20 protein-coding genes and 1 riboswitch are annotated in these 18,263 nt (G+C 44.1%); of the genes, 11 read left to right on the top strand and 9 right to left on the bottom strand.

Annotated elements, in window-relative coordinates:
• Nucleotides 1-106 precede the first annotated feature (106 nt).
• Complete coding sequence (locus SATMO3_RS25020) at nucleotides 107-484, bottom strand: helix-turn-helix domain-containing protein (protein WP_371372791.1); 378 nt, start codon at nucleotides 482-484, stop codon at nucleotides 107-109.
• A 156-nt stretch (nucleotides 485-640) separates the two neighbouring features.
• Between SATMO3_RS25020 and SATMO3_RS25015 the strand changes: the two genes are divergently transcribed.
• From SATMO3_RS25015 to SATMO3_RS25005, 3 genes are all read left to right on the top strand, one after another.
• Entirely contained in the window at nucleotides 641-1,348 is a 708-nt protein-coding gene (locus SATMO3_RS25015) for a nitrogen regulation protein NR(II) (protein ID WP_371372789.1), read from the top strand.
• A gap of 85 nt (nucleotides 1,349-1,433) precedes the next feature.
• Entirely contained in the window at nucleotides 1,434-2,168 is a 735-nt protein-coding gene (locus SATMO3_RS25010) for an MBL fold metallo-hydrolase (protein WP_371372787.1), read from the top strand.
• A 29-nt stretch (nucleotides 2,169-2,197) separates the two neighbouring features.
• Nucleotides 2,198-2,563, top strand: coding sequence for a VOC family protein (locus SATMO3_RS25005; protein WP_371372785.1), 366 nt, complete (start codon nucleotides 2,198-2,200; stop codon nucleotides 2,561-2,563).
• 113 nt (nucleotides 2,564-2,676) lie between these two features.
• Here the strand turns inward: SATMO3_RS25005 and rbr are convergent, their stop codons facing one another.
• The gene (rbr, locus tag SATMO3_RS25000) at nucleotides 2,677-3,261 is read right to left on the bottom strand and encodes a rubrerythrin (protein ID WP_371372783.1); all 585 of its coding nucleotides are present in this window, start codon (nucleotides 3,259-3,261) and stop codon (nucleotides 2,677-2,679) included.
• A 253-nt stretch (nucleotides 3,262-3,514) separates the two neighbouring features.
• Between rbr and SATMO3_RS24995 the strand changes: the two genes are divergently transcribed.
• The 4 genes from SATMO3_RS24995 (at nucleotide 3,515) to SATMO3_RS24980 (ending at nucleotide 9,703) form a co-directional block, all read left to right on the top strand.
• The gene (locus SATMO3_RS24995) at nucleotides 3,515-4,792 is read left to right on the top strand and encodes a condensation domain-containing protein (RefSeq protein WP_371372781.1); all 1,278 of its coding nucleotides are present in this window, start codon (nucleotides 3,515-3,517) and stop codon (nucleotides 4,790-4,792) included.
• Nucleotides 4,793-5,045: 253 nt separating this feature from the next.
• Nucleotides 5,046-6,200: a metallophosphoesterase gene (locus tag SATMO3_RS24990; protein ID WP_371372779.1), complete on the top strand. Its 1,155-nt coding sequence runs from the start codon at nucleotides 5,046-5,048 to the stop codon at nucleotides 6,198-6,200.
• A gap of 464 nt (nucleotides 6,201-6,664) precedes the next feature.
• Nucleotides 6,665-6,750: riboswitch (cyclic di-GMP riboswitch) on the top strand.
• A gap of 137 nt (nucleotides 6,751-6,887) precedes the next feature.
• Complete coding sequence (locus SATMO3_RS24985) at nucleotides 6,888-8,921, top strand: methyl-accepting chemotaxis protein (protein ID WP_371372777.1); 2,034 nt, start codon at nucleotides 6,888-6,890, stop codon at nucleotides 8,919-8,921.
• A 287-nt stretch (nucleotides 8,922-9,208) separates the two neighbouring features.
• Nucleotides 9,209-9,703, top strand: coding sequence for a hypothetical protein (locus tag SATMO3_RS24980; RefSeq protein WP_371372775.1), 495 nt, complete (start codon nucleotides 9,209-9,211; stop codon nucleotides 9,701-9,703).
• A gap of 304 nt (nucleotides 9,704-10,007) precedes the next feature.
• Here the strand turns inward: SATMO3_RS24980 and mutT are convergent, their stop codons facing one another.
• The 7 genes from mutT to SATMO3_RS24945 form a co-directional block, all read right to left on the bottom strand.
• Nucleotides 10,008-10,394 carry an 8-oxo-dGTP diphosphatase MutT gene (gene mutT / locus SATMO3_RS24975; protein ID WP_371372773.1) on the bottom strand — a complete coding sequence of 129 codons (387 nt, stop codon included), beginning with the start codon at nucleotides 10,392-10,394 and terminating at the stop codon, nucleotides 10,008-10,010.
• A gap of 174 nt (nucleotides 10,395-10,568) precedes the next feature.
• The gene (locus tag SATMO3_RS24970) at nucleotides 10,569-10,721 is read right to left on the bottom strand and encodes a hypothetical protein (RefSeq protein ID WP_371372771.1); all 153 of its coding nucleotides are present in this window, start codon (nucleotides 10,719-10,721) and stop codon (nucleotides 10,569-10,571) included.
• A 98-nt stretch (nucleotides 10,722-10,819) separates the two neighbouring features.
• Nucleotides 10,820-11,086 carry a hypothetical protein gene (locus SATMO3_RS24965; protein WP_371372769.1) on the bottom strand — a complete coding sequence of 89 codons (267 nt, stop codon included), beginning with the start codon at nucleotides 11,084-11,086 and terminating at the stop codon, nucleotides 10,820-10,822.
• Between the two features lie 129 nt (nucleotides 11,087-11,215).
• On the bottom strand, nucleotides 11,216-11,398 hold the full coding sequence (locus tag SATMO3_RS24960; RefSeq protein ID WP_371372767.1) for a hypothetical protein: 183 nt from the start codon (nucleotides 11,396-11,398) through the stop codon (nucleotides 11,216-11,218).
• A gap of 40 nt (nucleotides 11,399-11,438) precedes the next feature.
• Nucleotides 11,439-12,071 carry a class I SAM-dependent methyltransferase gene (locus SATMO3_RS24955; protein ID WP_371372765.1) on the bottom strand — a complete coding sequence of 211 codons (633 nt, stop codon included), beginning with the start codon at nucleotides 12,069-12,071 and terminating at the stop codon, nucleotides 11,439-11,441.
• Nucleotides 12,072-12,132: 61 nt separating this feature from the next.
• Nucleotides 12,133-12,603, bottom strand: a complete 471-nt coding sequence (locus SATMO3_RS24950) for a GNAT family N-acetyltransferase (RefSeq protein ID WP_371372763.1) — start codon at nucleotides 12,601-12,603, stop codon at nucleotides 12,133-12,135.
• 213 nt (nucleotides 12,604-12,816) lie between these two features.
• Nucleotides 12,817-14,127 (bottom strand): Na+/H+ antiporter NhaC family protein, encoded by a 1,311-nt coding sequence (locus SATMO3_RS24945; protein ID WP_371372761.1) that lies wholly within the window; start codon nucleotides 14,125-14,127, stop codon nucleotides 12,817-12,819.
• Nucleotides 14,128-14,599: 472 nt separating this feature from the next.
• Here SATMO3_RS24945 and SATMO3_RS24940 point away from each other — a divergent pair, with 472 nt between their 5' ends.
• The 4 genes from SATMO3_RS24940 (at nucleotide 14,600) to SATMO3_RS24925 (ending at nucleotide 18,257) form a co-directional block, all read left to right on the top strand.
• On the top strand, nucleotides 14,600-15,493 hold the full coding sequence (locus SATMO3_RS24940) for a LysR family transcriptional regulator (protein ID WP_371372759.1): 894 nt from the start codon (nucleotides 14,600-14,602) through the stop codon (nucleotides 15,491-15,493).
• A 17-nt stretch (nucleotides 15,494-15,510) separates the two neighbouring features.
• The gene (locus tag SATMO3_RS24935; RefSeq protein ID WP_371372757.1) at nucleotides 15,511-16,695 is read left to right on the top strand and encodes an MFS transporter; all 1,185 of its coding nucleotides are present in this window, start codon (nucleotides 15,511-15,513) and stop codon (nucleotides 16,693-16,695) included.
• A 325-nt stretch (nucleotides 16,696-17,020) separates the two neighbouring features.
• A complete protein-coding gene (locus tag SATMO3_RS24930) occupies nucleotides 17,021-17,605 on the top strand; it encodes a nitroreductase family protein (RefSeq protein WP_371372755.1) in 585 nt (194 codons plus the stop codon).
• A 112-nt stretch (nucleotides 17,606-17,717) separates the two neighbouring features.
• Nucleotides 17,718-18,257: a nitroreductase family protein gene (locus SATMO3_RS24925; protein ID WP_371372753.1), complete on the top strand. Its 540-nt coding sequence runs from the start codon at nucleotides 17,718-17,720 to the stop codon at nucleotides 18,255-18,257.
• The last annotated feature ends 6 nt before the right edge of the window (nucleotides 18,258-18,263 follow it).

Below are 18,263 nucleotides of genomic sequence, written 5' to 3'. Positions count from 1 at the left end.
TAAAATTATGTTAAAAGAGCCGCTTATAGGTAAGCTGTTTACAGTTACATTGCAAAAAAAACAGGGGATATTCAGGGCCGGTGGCCTGAATATCCCCTGTTGAACGTTATTTACTGCTTTTTAAAGATGCGGCTATTTTGGCGTTTAGCTCCATAAGCTGACATACTGCTTCAGGATTATAGCCGTAGGCTTCTGCTGTCAGGATTACTTTTTGCCACGCTGGGTCATTAGCCGGCTGATAAATACCGGCAGTTTCCTGCACACCGCTTGCCGGGACGGCACGTTTGCCGGCGGCATGGCCAACAAGCCAGTCTATGCTTACTCCGAAAAAATCTGCGATCCGGCGCAGGGTTGCGATATCAGGCTCCCGGCGGTTAACTTCCCAGGAAGCCAGCGTGGAGCGGTCAACACCGAGTATTGCCGCTAGTTCCTCCTGGGTTAATTTATTTCGCAAACGTTTGATTTTTTCACCAAGGGTTTTCATAAGCCACACTCCTTATTGTTTACGATATCGTGCTTATGCCCCTGGTTCAATTGTTGTGTCCATAAGACATTTCCTGGAAGGAAATCAGGCTGCAATCGGCGAAATAGTGTCAAAAAGACACGAATGTACACGGTGTTAATAAAGGGGGCGTTTATAATGAACAATAAATGTCATAAGGCTAACGGCAATGAATTGCTAAGAGTTTTTCGCCGCGATTTAATTGACCGCATTGCTATCGGGATTGCGCATGAGATTAGAAATCCGCTTACCGTTGTGAAAGGCTATTTGCAGTTACAGGCCAAAAAGTCGGCCTATCGCAGTGAGTCGCAGGAGATCGTTCTTCAGGAATTACTTCGTATTGAGGCCTTAGTAGACAATATTGTGTCGCTGGCTCATAGCAAAGCTTTGCAGAAAAACCCCGAGAATCTTAACGATATCCTTGCCGGGATTTATCCTCTGATTCAGAATATTGCCCGGAAAAAAGGTATAACGACTGAACTAAAACTGGATGATAGTCTGCCTTTGCTGGATTTGCACGCCGGGGAGATCGAACAGCTGATCCTCAATCTGGCCAGCAACGGAATAGAGGCTATGCCGGGAAAAGGGAAACTAACAATTGGCGTCAGCCGCAGAACCAGCAATGTGCTCTTGTATGTTCAAGACAAAGGCAGCGGTATTCCTGCCAGCCAGATAGAGCAGATTTTTGATCCGTTTTTTACAACAAAAGCCGGCAATACAGGCCTGGGACTGGCCGTCAGTCTCAATATTGTGGAAAGACATCAGGGAGAGATTGAAATTGCCTCGACTATGGGAGTGGGCAGTATATTCAAAATCCTGTTTCCCATCACGGCAAAAAGCGAATAGCCAGATCGCCGCGTGTCGTGTCCGTTGCCGGTCGAGCCATAAAATGGTATATTATAGTAAATACTTTGTGTAGGCGGTGAACAAAATGAATTATCTGCTAGCTGAGTTGACTGCCGGGGCTTATGCCATCGCCGTCGAGGATACGCATTCCTGGGACGTTTTCTCCTATACCAACTGCTATGTACTGCACCGTAACGGGCAAGTCATCCTGATCGATACCGGCCTGAAAGCCTATCAGCCGGCTATCCTGGCGGCGCTCGGCGAAATCGGGATAACTGCTGATATGGTAACTCATATTCTTTTTACGCACGGGCATCATGACCATGTGCAGGGGGCAGCCTTATTCCCGCAGGCCCAAAAATATATTCACAGCGCGGACCTGCACTTAGTGGCGCCTGCCCTTAGAACCCAGTTTGCTACTTTTTTGCCGCAGGCCCGGGACTTTTTCTTTGCCGTACCTGGTTTGGCGGAGTTGTCAATCGTACTGGTCAATACCCATTCACCCGGTTCGGCAGCTATTTTTGACGCCGTTTCCCAAGCGCTGTTTGTGGGCGATTTTTTCTGTTATTTCGGGGAAGCGTTGCCTGACGGCAAGCTAGTCTCAAACAGTGAGGGCATCAAGCGGGGATCATGCCAGTATGTAGCCGGACAGGCGGCCGCCGGCGGCACTGATCACTCCCGGTTTATGCAGGGCTTAGGCCGGTTGCTCGACTATCAGCCCGAATTTTTCTGCACTGGCCATGGTGTTATCGTGAGTGAGGGCATTCAGGATTTTTTAAAACAGATGTGGCAGAGCGGCACAACAAAGGCAGAAGGATAATTAATTATTGAAATAAGGAGTGATGTGTGATGGATTTTAAATTTGCCCACAACAACATCAATGTATTAGACCTGGAAAAGAGTAGGGCCTTCTATAAGGAAGCGCTGCAGCTTACTGAAACCCGGCGGATTGAAAAACCCGGTTTCACAATTGTCTACCTGGGTGACGGCCAGACTCCTCATAAACTGGAGCTTACCTGGCTTAAAGACCGTAAGGAACGCTATAATCTGGGTGAAAATGAGTTTCACCTGGCTTTTACTACCGGTGATTTTGAAAAAGCCTACAACCATCATAAGGCTATGGGTTGTATCTGTTATGAGAATAAGGAGATGGGAATCTACTTTATCTCGGATCCTGATGGCTACTGGCTCGAGGTTTTGCCTGAGCGCTTTTAAGTCAGGCATAAACTTTTATATCCTGAGTTGCGGGAAATCTTTAGTGGATGCCAATATAAATGAACGCAAAAAAAGCCGGAACCCGCCCAAACGGGTTCCGGCTTCGTTGCATTTTAATAGGTTTCTACAAAAACTTCAAAGTGGGCCTTGGGATGAGCGCAGGCCGGGCAGGATTCCGGTGCCTCGGTGCCTGTGTGGATATGCCCACAGTTGTTGCATTTCCATTGAACCGCAGCTGGCTTTATAAATACAGAGCCTTCAACGATGTTATTGTAGAGTTTTCTGTATCTGTTCTCATGATGCTTTTCCACTGCGGCGATATTGCGGAAAACAGTGGCAATGACCGGGAAGCCTTCCTGGTCGGCGACATCGGCGAATGCGGGGTAGAGGTCGGTCCATTCTTCATTCTCGCCCTGCGCGGCAGCCAAGAGGTTGGCTTTGGTATCGCCCCAGGCTACAGGAAAATCGGCCTGGATATTGACCATCTCGCCGTCTAAGCTTTCGACAAGAAACTTAAAGAAGCGTTTGGCATGTTCTTTTTCGTTATCGGCTGTTTCGGCGAATATGTTGGCGATTTGTACGTAGCCCTCTTTTTTGGCGGTGGAGGAATAGTATGTGTAGCGGGTTCTGGCCTGTGATTCACCGGCAAAGGCTTTCATCAGGTTTTCTGCAGTTTTGGTTCCTTTTAAAGATTTCAAACGAATCCCTCACTTTACACAATTTTCTATAACTATAGAAATAGCCGGAGTATTAAAGTCGGCATTTTTCTAAGATATTAGATAGTAATTACTACAAAATCCAAAAAGAATCCTCCTGTATTTAAGAAAAATTTCTCATAATACTGTATTGAGCAGTGAAGTGTAAGCATTGAGCAAATATCTTCCATATTTATTGGTTGTCTTAATGCTATAATTTAGAGAAGGATTTATTAAAAACTGTGGAGGAGCGAAGATGACGGCAGAGAATGCTATATGTCTTCCGGCCAATGCCCAGGATCTTTTTAACCATCTAAGCGGCTATCTGGGCTGCAACCATGAAATTCACTGCGTATTGACTTTAAACGGACAGCTTGATTTTGCTCTGCTGAAAAAGGCGGCCAGGCTGCTGCTTAACGCTGAACCGGTATTAGGCTGCCGGCTTGTTGAAAATCAGCGGGAAGCCTATTGGCTGAAACGTCATGATCTGGCTCACCTTGAAATATGTTCGCTGAGGGAAACTCGTGATGTGGCTGGGGAAATGGAGCGGTTTGTCAATAAACCGGTAGATTCCTATTATGACCCCATGCTGCAGATAAAGGTCCTGCGGTCGGCTGCAAACGATGTGGTATGCATTAAAATCAATCATGCCTGCTGTGATGCCGGCGGCTTGAAAGAATGTGTCGCTTTGCTGGCTTCTCTCTATAACCGACTTTTAGCAGATGACGGCTATCTGCCGCCGGCCAATATACTGGGCAGACGGGATCATACCCAGGTTTTCGAACAAATCCATGTCTGTGAAGCCAGACAAGCCTGGGAAGATGAACAGCCGGAGCGGGATACCTGGTCATTTCCGGCAGCAAGCGCTGAAAACTGTGAGCCGCAGCATGTTATCAAAAAAGTTGCCAGTAGACATTTTAAAGAGATACAGGTCTATGCCCGCCAGCAGGGCGTCACCCTTAACGATGTGTTAGTGACCGCCTGCTATCGGGCGCTGTTTAAGATGCTGACGCCGGCTGTGGATAAGCCGATGACCATGCTGGTGACTGTTGATCTTAGACGCTATGTTCCCGGCGGAAAGGCAGGCGCCATCTGCAATCTTTCCGGGTTGGTAGTGCCGGCAATAGCCTGGGTGCCTGGCGAAGCGTTTACCGCCACTTTAGCCAAGGCAGCGGCGAATATGCGGCACTTGAAGCAACGTGCGCCAGGGCTCAGAACCGCCATTATTTCAGAAGTGTATGAGAAAATTAGTGTGGCGGCGTTATTTGACTGGCTGCGTTCCGGGGAAACGAAATTATCTTCCCCGATTTTCTCCAATATTGGCGTGATCAGCAAGGATATAATCCGTTTCGGTGAGATAGCGGCTGTTGACGGCTGCATGATTGGGCCGGCCATGTCGGCTCCCTCGTCCCTTATTGCCGCCAGTACGTATAATGACGTGCTTACTTTGGCTATGGCCTTTTACGAGCCGGCGATACCCAGACGGCAGGCGCGAGACTTTTTGCAGCTGATGATTGAGGAAATACCGGTATAGTATGAGGTCTGAACCCGCGTGCGGGTTCAGACCTTCGTTTCTGCGACATGCTTCATGCAGATGCCTGCTTTTACTTCCCGGCCTTAGCGGGAGTTAGTCTCCCTTATCCAGGGACTTAGCCACTCGCCTGTGCCCGTAAGGATATATCTCCACTTGTAGGAGTGGGAGTCTTAGCGCGGGTTAGTCGGCGGATAAAGGGAAATAATACAGGTATAGAGAAGTTTGATAAAAAGACACTGACAGGGAGCTATTTATGAGTTCATTTTTCATTGGTATTTTGAGCCTGTTCTTTTTGCTGTATTCGGCCGCCAATTACTATGTGGGCCTGCGGTTTTTCCAGTCCTTCCGCGGTGTTATGGACCACCATGCCTTATTATACTGGTCTTTTTATGTACTGGTGGCTGTTTCCCCATTTGTCGCGAGACTGGGCAGAACCTACTTCCCCGGTTTTTTCAATGAATGGATTACCGTGCTTGGCAACTATTGGCTGGCGGCACTGTATTACCTGCTGCTTTGCTGGGCCGTTGTTGATATCCTGCGGTTAATGCTGCAGGTGTTCCTGGTTATGCCTGTTTCTTTAAAACAGCCTCCCGCCATTATGGGCTTCGGGGTGCTGTTCGCCGTAATCGGTTTGCTGGCCTATGGGGTCTGGAATGCGAATAATCCCCGCGTTCATCACTATGATGTAGCTATCAGCAAAGCCGTACCGGGTATGTCAGGTCTGCATGCCGTAATGGTATCCGACATCCACCTGGGTGTGATTGTCGATAACAAGCGCCTCGAAGATCTGGTAAACCGGATCAATGCGCTGGAGCCTGATATCGTGTTTTTGGCCGGCGATACCATTGACGAAGATGTCAGCCTGTTTGTGGAGCAAAAGATGCCGGAAGTCCTGGGCAAGCTGCGGACAAAGTACGGTGTATATGCTGTTATGGGAAATCATGAATATCTTGGCGGCAACGGCCAGCTGGCTGTGGAATACCTGCAGCAGGCCGGCGTCAAGGTGCTGCGGGACAGGTATGAAAAAGTAAATGACCAGTTCTATGTGGTGGGGCGGGATGACCGCATGCTGGAAAGGCTGGACGGCAAAGGCCGGCTGGCGCTGGCAGAGGTTATGAACGGGGTGGAGCGGAATAGCCCCGTAATTTTACTGGACCATCAGCCGTTTAACCTGGGTGAGGGGCAGCAGAACGGGGTTGACTTGCAATTGTCAGGCCATACGCACCATGGCCAGTTTTTTCCCAACAATCTAGTCACCGAGCGGCTGTTTGAAGTCGACTGGGGCTATTTGCAAAAAGGCAGCTACCAGGCCATCGTTTCCTGCGGTTACGGCACCTGGGGACCACCCATCCGGATAGGAAACTACCCGGAGCTTGTGGATATAGCTATTACTTTTGAAGCTAAATAACTTTACTGCTGCGTCTAAGCTTTAGCGTAGACCGCAGCAGCGGATTATGCCGCTAAACCGCTGTCATGCCGAAGGCGGATAGCGGTTTACTTATTCTTACAAGTAAAAGTTATATTCCGCAAATAACATATCTGATTATTACTAAGATCCATTATAAAGGGGATTTGTATTAAAACGGAGAAATAATTAATAGATAAAAAATATTTTTTCGCTGGCAGCATGAGCAACAGTCAGACAGCTGGGAGAAGCAGGCTAATGATAAGAATAGCAAAGCATAGCCGGCAATAATTATTATAGAGAGGAGGAGCAATGGCAGCTTGGGACGTGTTTCGCAGTGAGGGAAAATGAGTATTCAAAAGCAAATGGATGTTAGCGGTAACAACAGCTATTGGGAGTGTGGCTAAGGGCTGTTACTATCGGTAATACACTATTTGGATGCAAGTGGTCCGGGAGATTTTAGCCCTGCCAATATTGGGCAAACTTACCGAAAGATAAGGACGCAAAGCCATGGGTCTAAAGAGACAGTATCTATGATTGCCAGGCTGCTGATCGGGAATAAACTAAATTTGTCAGCCGTAGGTGGCAGTCATCAGGCTGGCACTTTTTTATTGGGTTAATCACATTTTTTGAACGTAAACAACTAAAATCGTAGCAACAATCGTAACAACATATGAAGGAGTCAACGTGATGAAAATCAAAAGAATTCAAACCAGGTTACTTATTGTGTTATTACCGCTTATAATAGCCATTTTGGGAACCTTGTCAGGGGTAAGTTACTATTTGGCGACAGAAGCTTTGAGTAAGAGTGTGGATGAAAATGCCAGGTCCGTAGGTACCGACTATGCAAACCGTGTTCAGGCCGATATGGAAAATATGCTGGGACAGCTGGCTGACCTGGCTAGTACGCCGGCAGTCCGAACCGGTGCGGACAAGGGGCAAATTGTTCAAGCCTTGGCCGAAACACAAAATCGGCTGAATACGTTTGATGTTATGATTTTTGTTTCACTAGATGGCGCCGGCATTTCTCATAAAGGTGCTGCCGCCAGTTATGCTGAGCGGGATTATTTTAAAAAAGTTATAGCAACCAAGAAGCCGTTAGTTTCCGATCCGCTGGTTTCGAAAGCTACCGGTAAACTGGCGGTGGTTTTGGCAGTGCCGGTCATGGACCAGGGGCAGCTAAACGGAGTGCTGGTCGGGACTTTTTCCATGGAACGACTGACAGAAAAAATGAAAGAACTAAAATTCCTGGAGACCGGTTACGGTCAGTTGGCTGATAACGGTGGTTTAATCATTGCCCATCCCAAACGACCGGAATTTGCCGGGAAGCTGAACTTATTGGAAAAAACCATCAATCCCGAACTTAATTTGCCGCAGCCGGAAATGGACAGCCGGCTTATTGGTATTTTTAAAAAGGCGGCACAGGATGGACAGCAGGCCAGAGGCCTCTATACGTTTGTGGATGGTGTGACCAGAATCGCCGTAACTACGCCGCTTGAACTGCCAGGCGATAAGCGCTGGGTCATGACGGTGGCCGCGCCGGAGCAAGAAGCCACCCGGGCAACCGATACCCTTGCGCATACCATGCTTATTCTGGCGGTCGTCTGCTTAATCCTGGCGGTTGTGGCCATCGTGTTCGTTGCCCGCCATATCGCCAAACCGATTGGCGTTATTCTCGACGAGTGCCAGTTGCTGGCGCAAGGTGATTTGCGAGAGCGGGCGGCCAAAGTTGCGTCAGAGGATGAAATTGGACAGTTAGCCCAAGGATTCCGGCAAATGCGGACACAACTTAGAGAATTGATCGGTAAAGTACATAACCAAGCTGAACAATTGGCGGCCTCCAGTGAAGAACTGACTGCCAGCGCCGAACAGTCAGCCCAGGCGGCAACCCAGGTGGCGGTTGCCATTACCGAAGTGGCCACAGGCGCCGGTGGTCAAATGGCGAATGCACATGAAGCTACCGGCGTGGTCGAAGAGATGTCGGCCGGTATTCAGCAGGTGGCGGCTACAACCAATGCAGTGGCCGGCCAGTCAGCGCAGGCTGCTGCCAAAGCACAAGAGGGCAGTGAAGCGGTGCATAAAGCGGTATCGCAGATGGCGAATATTGAAAGCACGGTCAACAGCTCAGCCAAGGTAGTCGCGGAATTAGGCGAACGTTCCCAAGAAATCGGTCAAATAGTGGGTACTATTGCCGGTATAGCCGGCCAGACCAACCTGCTGGCTCTTAACGCAGCCATTGAAGCAGCCCGGGCGGGCGAGCAGGGACGCGGTTTTGCCGTAGTGGCCGAGGAAGTTCGCAAGCTGGCTGAGCAGTCGCAGGCAGCGACAGAGCAGATTGCCGCGCTGATTAGCGGTATCCAGGGCGATACCGAAAAAGCCGTACAGGCCATGGATGCCGGCACGCGTGAAGTGAAGGTCGGAGCCGAAGTGGTTACGACTGCCGGCCAGGCTTTTCAGGAAATCGTGGGATTGGTCTCGCAGGTATCTGAGCAGGTTCAGGAGATTTCTAAGGCGATTGACCGTATGGCTGTCGGCAGCCAGCAAATTGTCGGCTCGGTCAACCGGATTGATGAGCTGAGCAAACAGGCAGCCGGCGAAGCTGAGACTGTATCGGCAGCAACTGAAGAGCAGTCGGCTTCCATGGAAGAAATCGCGGCGTCCAGCCAGGGACTGGCTAAGCTGGCAGCCGAATTGCAAGCAGTAGTAGGCAGATTCCGGTTATAGAAATCCCTTAAAATATAGAGCTTTTTTCAGGAAGAAATAGACGAGTATAAAGGTATTCGCTCAACAAAAAGATGATGCTTATGAACGCCGATGAAGCAAGTTTCCATAAATTAGATTTGTAGGTTCGATCAAGCATTTGTTATAATAAAGTTGATTCTAAGAAAAATCTAAAGAAAATCATGTAAACTAATTTAAAATTAGTTTACATGGGTAAAGTACTTACCTAAAAGCTTCATCAAGTTGAAGAAGGTTATGGTGGAGCTGTTACAATTTGAGGAGGGTTTTCAATGAAAAAGAGTTTACTTATTTTGGGGGCTTTTATTACTATGAGCACGGCCACATGTTTTGCCGCTCCGCTCAACAATCTGGATAACGAGCAAACGGCAGTAGGCTTAAGCGGTGACACCTTTTATATTGAACATAAATTTGGTGATCGCTTTACGCTTGGCTATCAATCCATTGATCGTGATTATTATGGTGATATGAAAGACATTTACGGGCAGTATCAGTTTACTAATAATCTAAGAGGGATAGTTGGTAACCGGGATTTTGATTATAGTGATTCATCCGTGTACCTTGGTCTTGGTTTGAATGGGTCATTGGCGCCGCAGCTTGATGGCTATGCATCGTTCCTTGCCGGCGATGAATTCAAAGAATTGCAAGTGGGGGCCGGCTATAAATTAGCCAGAAATTTAGATCTCAATGTTACATATAGCAATTTTATGCCTGATCACGGCAAAGACAAAGATGAATTTGCCGTCGGCGCAACCTTTAAGTTTTAAACTATTGTAATCAAGCTTTGCCAATATATATAAAATCCGCCTTATTCCACATTCGCCGGAATTAAGGCGGATTTTTATCTTTCTATTACACTTGCAGTCGAGTTGAACGTGTTCAGGCTTACTCTTCTATCCTGTGATTAACCCGCTCTAAGACTCCCCCTTCTGTAAGTGGGAGTAAGAGTGGATAAGTCCCGGGATAAGGGCAACTAACCTTCAGATGGGGTTGGGTTAAAACCCCACCTGAAGCTAGGTTTACTTTATCGAGTTTATTTATTCTTTTAAGCTGAAGGATAAGCAACTATTGCTAATAGCTATTACCTTGCAGTTTATTAATGAACGGAATATCTGCCGGGGCAAAATCGAATTTCTTAAGATCCTCAATATTAACCCATTCAACAGTATCGTGGGAGCGAAGCTCGATTTCGCCGGATAGCCAGGCAGACCAGAAGGCGTATAGGCGTATAGTTTTAGCGGGGTAATTATAGATGCTTTCCGCAAAGAAATCACCAACTACTATGCCGATACTCAGCTCTTCTTTTATTTCGCGGCGCAGGCATTCCTCGGGTGTTTCTCCCGGTTCAATTTTACCGCCGGGAAATTCCCATTTGCCGGCCAAGGGATCTCCCGGCGGACGGCGGGCAATGAGAATATTCTCTTTATGCTGGATTATGGCAGCTGTAACTTCTATCATGATATTCACCTGGCTTTGATAATAGTTTGCTGTAAATCTCAATGCTTCTAGCTATTCGCAGGGTACCGAAGCTCCATAAACTTTTGATCATAGATTTTAAATGCGGCATCGCAATAAACCTCCGGAGTTCGGGTAAATAGCGTTATTCTCCTTAACTTTACTAGCTCGGGATGGCTAACTACGACCTGAATTATCAATCGCCCGCTGCGTTGCTTCCCGGCTGCGGCCTATACCCCAGTAGGATTCACCGGTTATGAATTTGTGAATTGTATCGAGATCAAGTAAAGTTTTGTCTGTTGATATTATATAGTCATCTTTCTGCCACATAAGATGTTTCCCCCTAAGTCTAAGTTTGCCGCAACTCAATATCCTCCATACTTCCCGGCGCCTGTAAACTCTAAAGAGGGCAGTAGGATAAGGAGCAGCTAATCTTTGAATTTAACAAACACCACATAGTAAGCAATGGAACAAGCGATGATAGTTGTGACTAAAGCGGGCAACCAAGTGACCAGATTAACCGCTAAACTGATAATGCTTATAATAGCAAAGGAAATAACTATTCCCCAACGTGATGAATTCCGCCGGGAGGCGATAATTTCATGACGCCTTTGGACATAAAGCGGTAGATAAAGAAGCAGACTGGCAATAATCAGACCATAATAAATATACTCGTAAAAAGATAAATGGTACATATATAATCCCCCTTAGGTTATGTCTGGCATTGTAATAAATAGTATGTGTATTGGTAAAAAACGGTTTCATCAGTTTGCCGGGATTTACTGCCCTATGACTGAATATTTGCAATGAAAGTAGCTTTTGGCTTATCTGCCACCCATAACTATGTAAAGCATAAGTACAAAACCTATGACAATAATCACATCTTTAACCCAAGTAAGTTTAGGCTGACGTTTACGGTTACGTTCAGCCTCAATTCGTTCTCTGGCTCGAATACGTTCTCGTTCTTCTTCATAAATTCTTCTTTTTTGTTCTTTCGTTAATGCCATAGGATCACCTCCAGGGCAAAATATTGGCAGGATAACATGGTTATAGACCACGTTTTACGAAATCTATCCGTAAAAAATCTTTACCGTTAGGGAGATGATAAATTTGCTGCTTGCTGCATACAAATCCATGGTTGCTAAATAAGGCTGTCAAGCTGTTGCTATCAATATCTCTATGTAAAGAGGCTATGGGCTCAAAATGGGATGCAAGTGTAGATTGGCTCACAAAAGCCGTACTATTATTCTTCTGGATAACGCAGGAGACAGTCTCTGTTTTATTTTTGTTTCTAGCGATGGTTGTGACAAATTCACGCTCACCGGTATATTCAATAATTAAATTGCAAATTAACAAGCTTGTATAGGGCAGCTCTGTTTTTGCGGCAGCCAGATCGCAGTTGAGAAGTTCTAGAGAATCTCCTAGATATCCATATCTTTGTCTACATTTTTCCAAGTATGTTTTATTTATATCGATAGCATAGACTCGCTTTGTTTTGGCAGGGTCTATTTTGTCAAGCCCGTTGCCGCCGGCGACTCCCAGGATGCCAACGATTTCACAGTTGTTTTCTGATAGCTGCTCTTGTGTGATTAAATTTAAGGTTTGCAATTGGTAAACTTCATCAGAAGACATATGCTTCTCGTATATCTCTAAATCTATTAATTCCCAGGGGTTATCCATTGCTATCACTCCAATCTGTCATAAGGCATTAAGGCGGTTAAAATTCTTAATTCCTGTATAATTATTTTAGTGTCCTAATCATGGGCGTAAAACGTAAGCCATTAAGTACTTGTTCGGGCTCACTGCAACTAAAGCCCAGTTTCTCGTAGATAGGAACGGCATAAGGGGAAGCCTTAACTGTAATACTTTTGAGTTCTTTATTTTTCTGAAGACATTTATCAATTGCTGTTCTTATAAGAGTCCTTGCAACCCCGTTGCCATGATAAGCCTCTGCCGTAAATAACAAGGATATATGGGAATAGTCGCGGATTTCGGCTACGCCAATTATTTCATTTTCCGTACGTGCAGCCAACATAAATGATTTAGTGATTAAACGGCTAATTATTGCTTCCAAGGTTATAAATTCATAAAAATGCCGTATTCCCTCAGGAGAGTAACCGGGTGCAATATACTTGTCAAAAACGGATTTAATAAGTGTTTGGGCTTTATCAATTTCGTTAAGTTTGATGTTGCCTACTACAAACCCGGCCATAAGAACCTCTTTTTTTATATTTATAGTATTTGCCAGAAGTGATGCAAAAGGGCTCTAACTATAATTCTATAGCTTTACAAGCGAATAGCGGCTAAAGGCTATAAAGCGATAATATATATTACTGTTTCTAGAAATTAACATATATTCCTTCAAATACTAAATATGACATGGTGTACTCCTTTAAATTTATGTGAGTTGTGATTTTTGAAATATTCAAGAGAGCTTATTATTATGGGTGAATAGATTAGTTAGGGGAACGAGATAAAGATAAAATGCATAGAGTATGAAGCCTGCATCCGCCGATAATGCCGCCGCCGGAAAAGCTCCCGCAATATTCCACGGAATTAAAGCGGAGATTAAAATTACAGTATTCGCCAGGTCAACCGCCAGCCTATGGCTGCTTAAGTGTCTTATTTCATAGCTCTGATTAGCAAATTGGTGGGTAAGCATAACTGCTAAGGTTTGATTGCAGCTAAAGGCTGCTGCTGCTATACTAGACAGAATTAGAGTAGGGTATACATTTATTTTTCTGCTAAGCTTATCAAAAAGCTCTTCAATATCATTCAATAAACCCGTACCCTTAAAAATGCCTGAATAGGAGGAGGAAATCAACACAATAAGAGAAACTTTCAACATGGAGATTAGTCCGCCGCCTTGTATTATATCGGCAAAGAAGCTGCTTTTATCCATACTGTAGCCTATGATTATATATTTCAGCATTTGCAAAAAAGAAATACCCTGAACAAAGTATCCAATTAAAATACCGGATATAATGCTTGTGGCCATTGATAATTTAACATCAACTCGGAAAAGGGCTAAAAGAAGTATAATGATGGCGGGAAACAATACAATAATGTCCAAACTAAAATAGGTCAATATTTCTTTTGCAATTTCATTATCGTAAAAGGTGAGGGAATTAAAACGAGACAGGAAAATATAGCCGATCACTGATAGTACAAAGGGTAATAATGTTGTTTTTATCATATTTTTTACATTTACGTACAGATCGGTAGTAGTTAAGGCGGCAATAAGGTTGGCGCTTGAGGACATAGGAGAACATCTATCGCCGAAATAAGCGCCTGCAATGATTGCTCCTGCAGTCATATTGACGTCAACATTGCCGCTTTTCGCCAGGACTATAAGCACAATACCTATAGTTCCCACTGTACCGAAGGCTGTTCCCAGCAGGAATGAAATTAGGCAGCACAACAGAAAAGCAGATAGTATAAAGTACTTTGCACTCATAAAGGCTACTCCATAATAAACTATGAATGAAATTGTTCCACAGGCCCTCCAGACGGCGGTAATTGCACCAATCAGTACAAAAATTTTGATTACAATTAAGGATTTTATTGAGCCGTCCAGCATCATGCGTAGCAAATTGGTTATCGTATAGTCTCTGCGTAGAGATATCAGAATGAAGCAGATAAGCCCCAAGAGAAGAGGATAAAGTATAGATATTCCTTTATAAACGCTAAAGAGCAGGGAAGTAAAGAAAAGTATAAATACTGCTATTATGTCCACAATAATCAGCTCTTTCCTGATAGATATCATTTCCTAAGTTAGTCAGCATATCGCCTCATACTTGTAGGCCTCAGGCAGCAGTCAGAGTTAGTGCCTATAAACTATGATAGCACTGAAAGCAGATCGCTGTACATTAAGAGATGAAGACATTGGTCAAATAATTGACTAATGTCTTAGTATTGTTTATTGGCCTGTTACGAAGTAAACTTACGAGGCAGCAATACTGAAATAAAAAATTGGTTTTAAAGGATACACAGTGACATGTTCTAGAGCTAACTGCTTAAACAGTAAGCAACAAAAATGCAAGGTTGCTAATAAAAAAATATTATTAAGTCAATCAGAATATTTAATTTCATTTTTCATAGCAAGAAAGGTAGAATGAAAGCAAAAATGGGATGTGAGATCTATTCGATTGTCAGGCAGAAAATAATATCCTACAATTAAGAAAAGTAATTGTAGGATGTGTTACAATATGGATTTGCGTTTAGTAAAAACATTTCTTTCCGTTGCAAAAACAGAAAACATTACACAAGCTGCAGAAGAAATGAAATTCAGCCAGCCGGCTATAACAGCTCAAATCAAAGCTTTGGAAGAACATTTTGGAGTATTGCTTTTTGAACGGGTAGGCAAAAAATTGTATATAACAGAAGCGGGCAAGGGTTTGATTGGCTATGCAGAAAGATTGCTAATAATTCATCGCGAAGCCCAAGCGACATTGCAAGAACATTCATATGATAAAACTATCAAAATCGGTCTTGGTACGGCGGTGGCAGCACATACACTTTCGCCTATTCTTCAGGAGTTTCAGAAAGCAATGCCTAATGTTGTTATAAGTATTGAACATTGTTTCAATCTGCCGATCACAGTTAAAGGCATATTGGATAATGGCTTTGATTTTGCAATGGTTCATGATGAAATTTCACACAATAGAATCCTGCAGTTTAATGTTGCGGTGCAAAAGCTGGTATGGGTAGCGCGGCCATGCCTTGTTGAAAAATATGGAAACGATGTTTGGCAGCACCCGTTCATTGTATTAAAGCAAGGCAGTATCTATCGAAAAATATATGATGGAGTACTTCGGGAAAAGAATATAAGGCCAGTTTTGGAATACAGTGATTCAGAAGCAATCAGGCAAGCTGCGCTAAATGGATTGGGAGTCGGCATATTGCCGGAAATATTAGTTAGAGACAGCCTGAATGACGGTATGCTGATCGAGTTTACGCAGGTGCCAAAACTTGAAAGTATATTTTCGGTTATTTTCCATAAAGAAAAAATATTCACAAAGCCGACACATGCACTGTTAACAATGCTTGCGACGCGTGCAAATCTGAAAAGTTCGTTTTTAGATTATTTACAGTCGCTATAAGACAGGGGATAGGTCTGATGGATAAGCTTTTCGCCGGCACCAGGAAAATATATAGTAAAACTCTATTAATTGGAGGCTTGGCTCATTTTATTCATGATGGCTTTACTGATATGCTATACGTCTTTTTTCCAATCTGGCAAGCGCAGTTTTCGTTGACGTTCACGGAAATTGGTTTTTTGAAAACCTTGTTTTCAGGCACTATGGCAGGTCTTCAAGTACCGTCAAGTTATCTTGCCTATCGAATAGGCGAAATTCGACTGCTATTACTCGGAACAGTACTTACCAGCCTTACCGTATGCCTGTATGGGTGGGCGACAGCGCCGCTAGTTCTAGGCTGTTTGCTTATTGCCGGAGGCGTAGGCTCAAGTGTACAGCATCCGTTATCTTCGTCGCTGATTGCCAACGTTTATACTGACACCGGTACGCGACGTGCTGCGCTGAGTATGTTTAATGTAGCCGGTGATATAGGTAAACTGTTTTTGCCGGCTGGAGCTTCCTTGCTAATAAGTCAGTATAGCTGGCAGGCTGCTAGTCAGGCAGTTGGTATCATAGGTATTGGGATAGCAATTATTCTCTTTAAAAACAGTAAGAAAATAAGCAGGAATGTTCAGCAAGAACACGCAAAATGCGCAAGTAAGCTAGTGGAATGGAAAGCTGGCAAAGGATTCTGGGCTTTGTTAATGATAGGCGTTATTGACAGCAGCACGAGAATGGGTTTCTTGACTTTTTTCCCTTTTATACTGCAGGAAAACGGGGCAGGGGTGACGACAATCGGTTTAGTGCTTTCGCTTGTATTTGCGGGGGGCGCTATGGGGAAATTTATTTGCGGGACACTAGCTGCAAAAGTTGGTATACTTCGATCAGTAATTATTACGGAAGTATTCACAGCTCTTTGTATTTTGGGTATGCTTGCTTTTTCATTACATATTGAAATAATGTTGTCTCTGCTGCTTGGAGTGGCTCTGAACGGTACCTCATCCATACTTTATGGGAGCGTTCCTGACTTAGTGACTGAGGAAAACAGAAAACAGGCTTTTGCAATATTTTATACAGCAACGATTGCTGCCGGAGCAGTTTCACCGTGGGTGTACGGAGCCGCAAGCGATGTTATTGGCATCAAAACTTCTGTAATTCTGGTAGCTTTAGTTGTATTGTTGGTTATTCCATTAACAATACCCATTAGGGGAAAACTTACCTGTTGATTATTCGTTTAGACCAAGAGATTTTGCGGACATCAAAATAATATGATCAGAAGCATTTTGATCATCATTATCACTCTATGATAATTCGGTTTTTTGGAAAGTAATTATTCAGGGGCCGTTACTTTTCTCGCCTGGGTATCTTATGACCTAAGATTAAAGGGAGGATAAGCTATGACCTATTATGATTCCTGCTATATTTTGAAATATGGCAGGAATTTTATGTTTCAACAGGCAAATTTAGTTATTAAGTTATAAATATTAGGGGAAACAATGTAGAGACAACTCTATTGAGAGTCAAAAAATAACAGATGGGAGTGCATTCATAATGAATGAAACAATCAAAACAATTCTAACACGAAAAAGTATACGTTCTTACAAGGAAGATCAGATTTTGGATTCAGACCTGGAATTGCTTATTGATGCGGCGATTCATGCACCTACTGGAGGAAATTCGCAGAGTTGGAATTTTGCAGTTATACAAAACAGGGAAAAGCTTTTGGAACTTAATAGCCTGGTAAAAGAGTCATTTGCGAATTTATGCGTGGATGAGAATACCTATCGATCCAAGCGAAAAGGTAAAATCTCAGCTCAGCAAGAGACGTACAACTTTTATTTTAATGCCCCTACATTAATCATTGTGTCCAATACGAGAGAGTACCCAAATGCCATGGCGGATTGTTCGGCTGCAATTGAAAACATACTGCTGGCTGCTAAGTCATTAGGGCTGGCTTCCTGCTGGATCAACCAGTTAACTTGGTTTTGTGATGAAGAGAAAATGAGGAAAACACTAACCGATTATGGCATTCCTGAAACTTATATAGTCTGCGGTGCGGTTGCTCTTGGCTATAGTGCGTCCAATGATGATAAACTAGTGCCACGAAAGAAAGCGGATGTAAATATTATACGGTGAGGCGAGCGTAACGGAAATTCCTCAATCGTGACGGGGTTTAGATGTTTTGTCTATAACAAAATTGCCCGCCTGCTTAGGCGGGTAAAAATGCCTACATGAAGGGAGAATGGGTATGCTAAAATCAATTGAAATGCGGAGAAGTATTAGAAAATATAAAGATGAAGCCGTATCGGATGAAGATATTCTTCGGCTGATTGAGAGTGCAAGGCTGGCACCATCGGGGAGCAATACCCAGCCTTGGCACTTTATTGTTGTAAAAGATAAGTTTATAAAACAAAGAATATCGGAAGTATCTCATAATCAAAAATGGATGGTAACTGCTCCGGTTTTTATTGTATGCATTGCAGACATTCGTTCAAGAATAAAAGAAGAAATTAAGTTTATCTTGGATGAAAATAGCTCGGAAGAAGAGGTTAAGCAAATTATAAGAGACACTTCGATTGCGACAGAACATATTCTACTCACTGCTAATAGTTTAGGATTAGGTTCTTGTTGGGTTGCTTGGTTTACGCAAAATGCAATTAGGCCAGTCCTAAACATTCCTTCAGATAAATACGTAGTTGGTATCATTACACTTGGCTATGCGGATGAGCAACCAAAGCCCCGCCTTCGTAAAAGGATGGAAGAGATATTACATTATGAACAGTGGTAAACGATA

The sequence above is a fragment of the Sporomusa aerivorans genome, from assembly GCF_041428895.1.
GTDB classification, from domain to species: domain Bacteria; phylum Bacillota; class Negativicutes; order Sporomusales; family Sporomusaceae; genus Sporomusa; species Sporomusa aerivorans.
The sequence above is the reverse complement of the archived record's forward strand: the minus strand, read 5'-3'. Positions and strand labels throughout refer to the sequence as shown.

Coding starts and splice junctions, on each gene's coding strand:
- SATMO3_RS25020 (WP_371372791.1), bottom strand. CDS start 484: ATGAAAACCCTTGGTGAAAAAATCAAACGTTTGCGAAATAAATTAACC.
- SATMO3_RS25015 (WP_371372789.1), top strand. CDS start 641: ATGAACAATAAATGTCATAAGGCTAACGGCAATGAATTGCTAAGAGTT.
- SATMO3_RS25010 (WP_371372787.1), top strand. CDS start 1,434: ATGAATTATCTGCTAGCTGAGTTGACTGCCGGGGCTTATGCCATCGCC.
- SATMO3_RS25005 (WP_371372785.1), top strand. CDS start 2,198: ATGGATTTTAAATTTGCCCACAACAACATCAATGTATTAGACCTGGAA.
- SATMO3_RS24995 (WP_371372781.1), top strand. CDS start 3,515: ATGACGGCAGAGAATGCTATATGTCTTCCGGCCAATGCCCAGGATCTT.
- SATMO3_RS24990 (WP_371372779.1), top strand. CDS start 5,046: ATGAGTTCATTTTTCATTGGTATTTTGAGCCTGTTCTTTTTGCTGTAT.
- SATMO3_RS24985 (WP_371372777.1), top strand. CDS start 6,888: ATGAAAATCAAAAGAATTCAAACCAGGTTACTTATTGTGTTATTACCG.
- SATMO3_RS24980 (WP_371372775.1), top strand. CDS start 9,209: ATGAAAAAGAGTTTACTTATTTTGGGGGCTTTTATTACTATGAGCACG.
- mutT (WP_371372773.1), bottom strand. CDS start 10,394: ATGATAGAAGTTACAGCTGCCATAATCCAGCATAAAGAGAATATTCTC.
- SATMO3_RS24970 (WP_371372771.1), bottom strand. CDS start 10,721: ATGTGGCAGAAAGATGACTATATAATATCAACAGACAAAACTTTACTT.
- SATMO3_RS24965 (WP_371372769.1), bottom strand. CDS start 11,086: ATGTACCATTTATCTTTTTACGAGTATATTTATTATGGTCTGATTATT.
- SATMO3_RS24960 (WP_371372767.1), bottom strand. CDS start 11,398: ATGGCATTAACGAAAGAACAAAAAAGAAGAATTTATGAAGAAGAACGA.
- SATMO3_RS24955 (WP_371372765.1), bottom strand. CDS start 12,071: ATGGATAACCCCTGGGAATTAATAGATTTAGAGATATACGAGAAGCAT.
- SATMO3_RS24950 (WP_371372763.1), bottom strand. CDS start 12,603: ATGGCCGGGTTTGTAGTAGGCAACATCAAACTTAACGAAATTGATAAA.
- SATMO3_RS24940 (WP_371372759.1), top strand. CDS start 14,600: ATGGATTTGCGTTTAGTAAAAACATTTCTTTCCGTTGCAAAAACAGAA.
- SATMO3_RS24935 (WP_371372757.1), top strand. CDS start 15,511: ATGGATAAGCTTTTCGCCGGCACCAGGAAAATATATAGTAAAACTCTA.
- SATMO3_RS24930 (WP_371372755.1), top strand. CDS start 17,021: ATGAATGAAACAATCAAAACAATTCTAACACGAAAAAGTATACGTTCT.
- SATMO3_RS24925 (WP_371372753.1), top strand. CDS start 17,718: ATGCTAAAATCAATTGAAATGCGGAGAAGTATTAGAAAATATAAAGAT.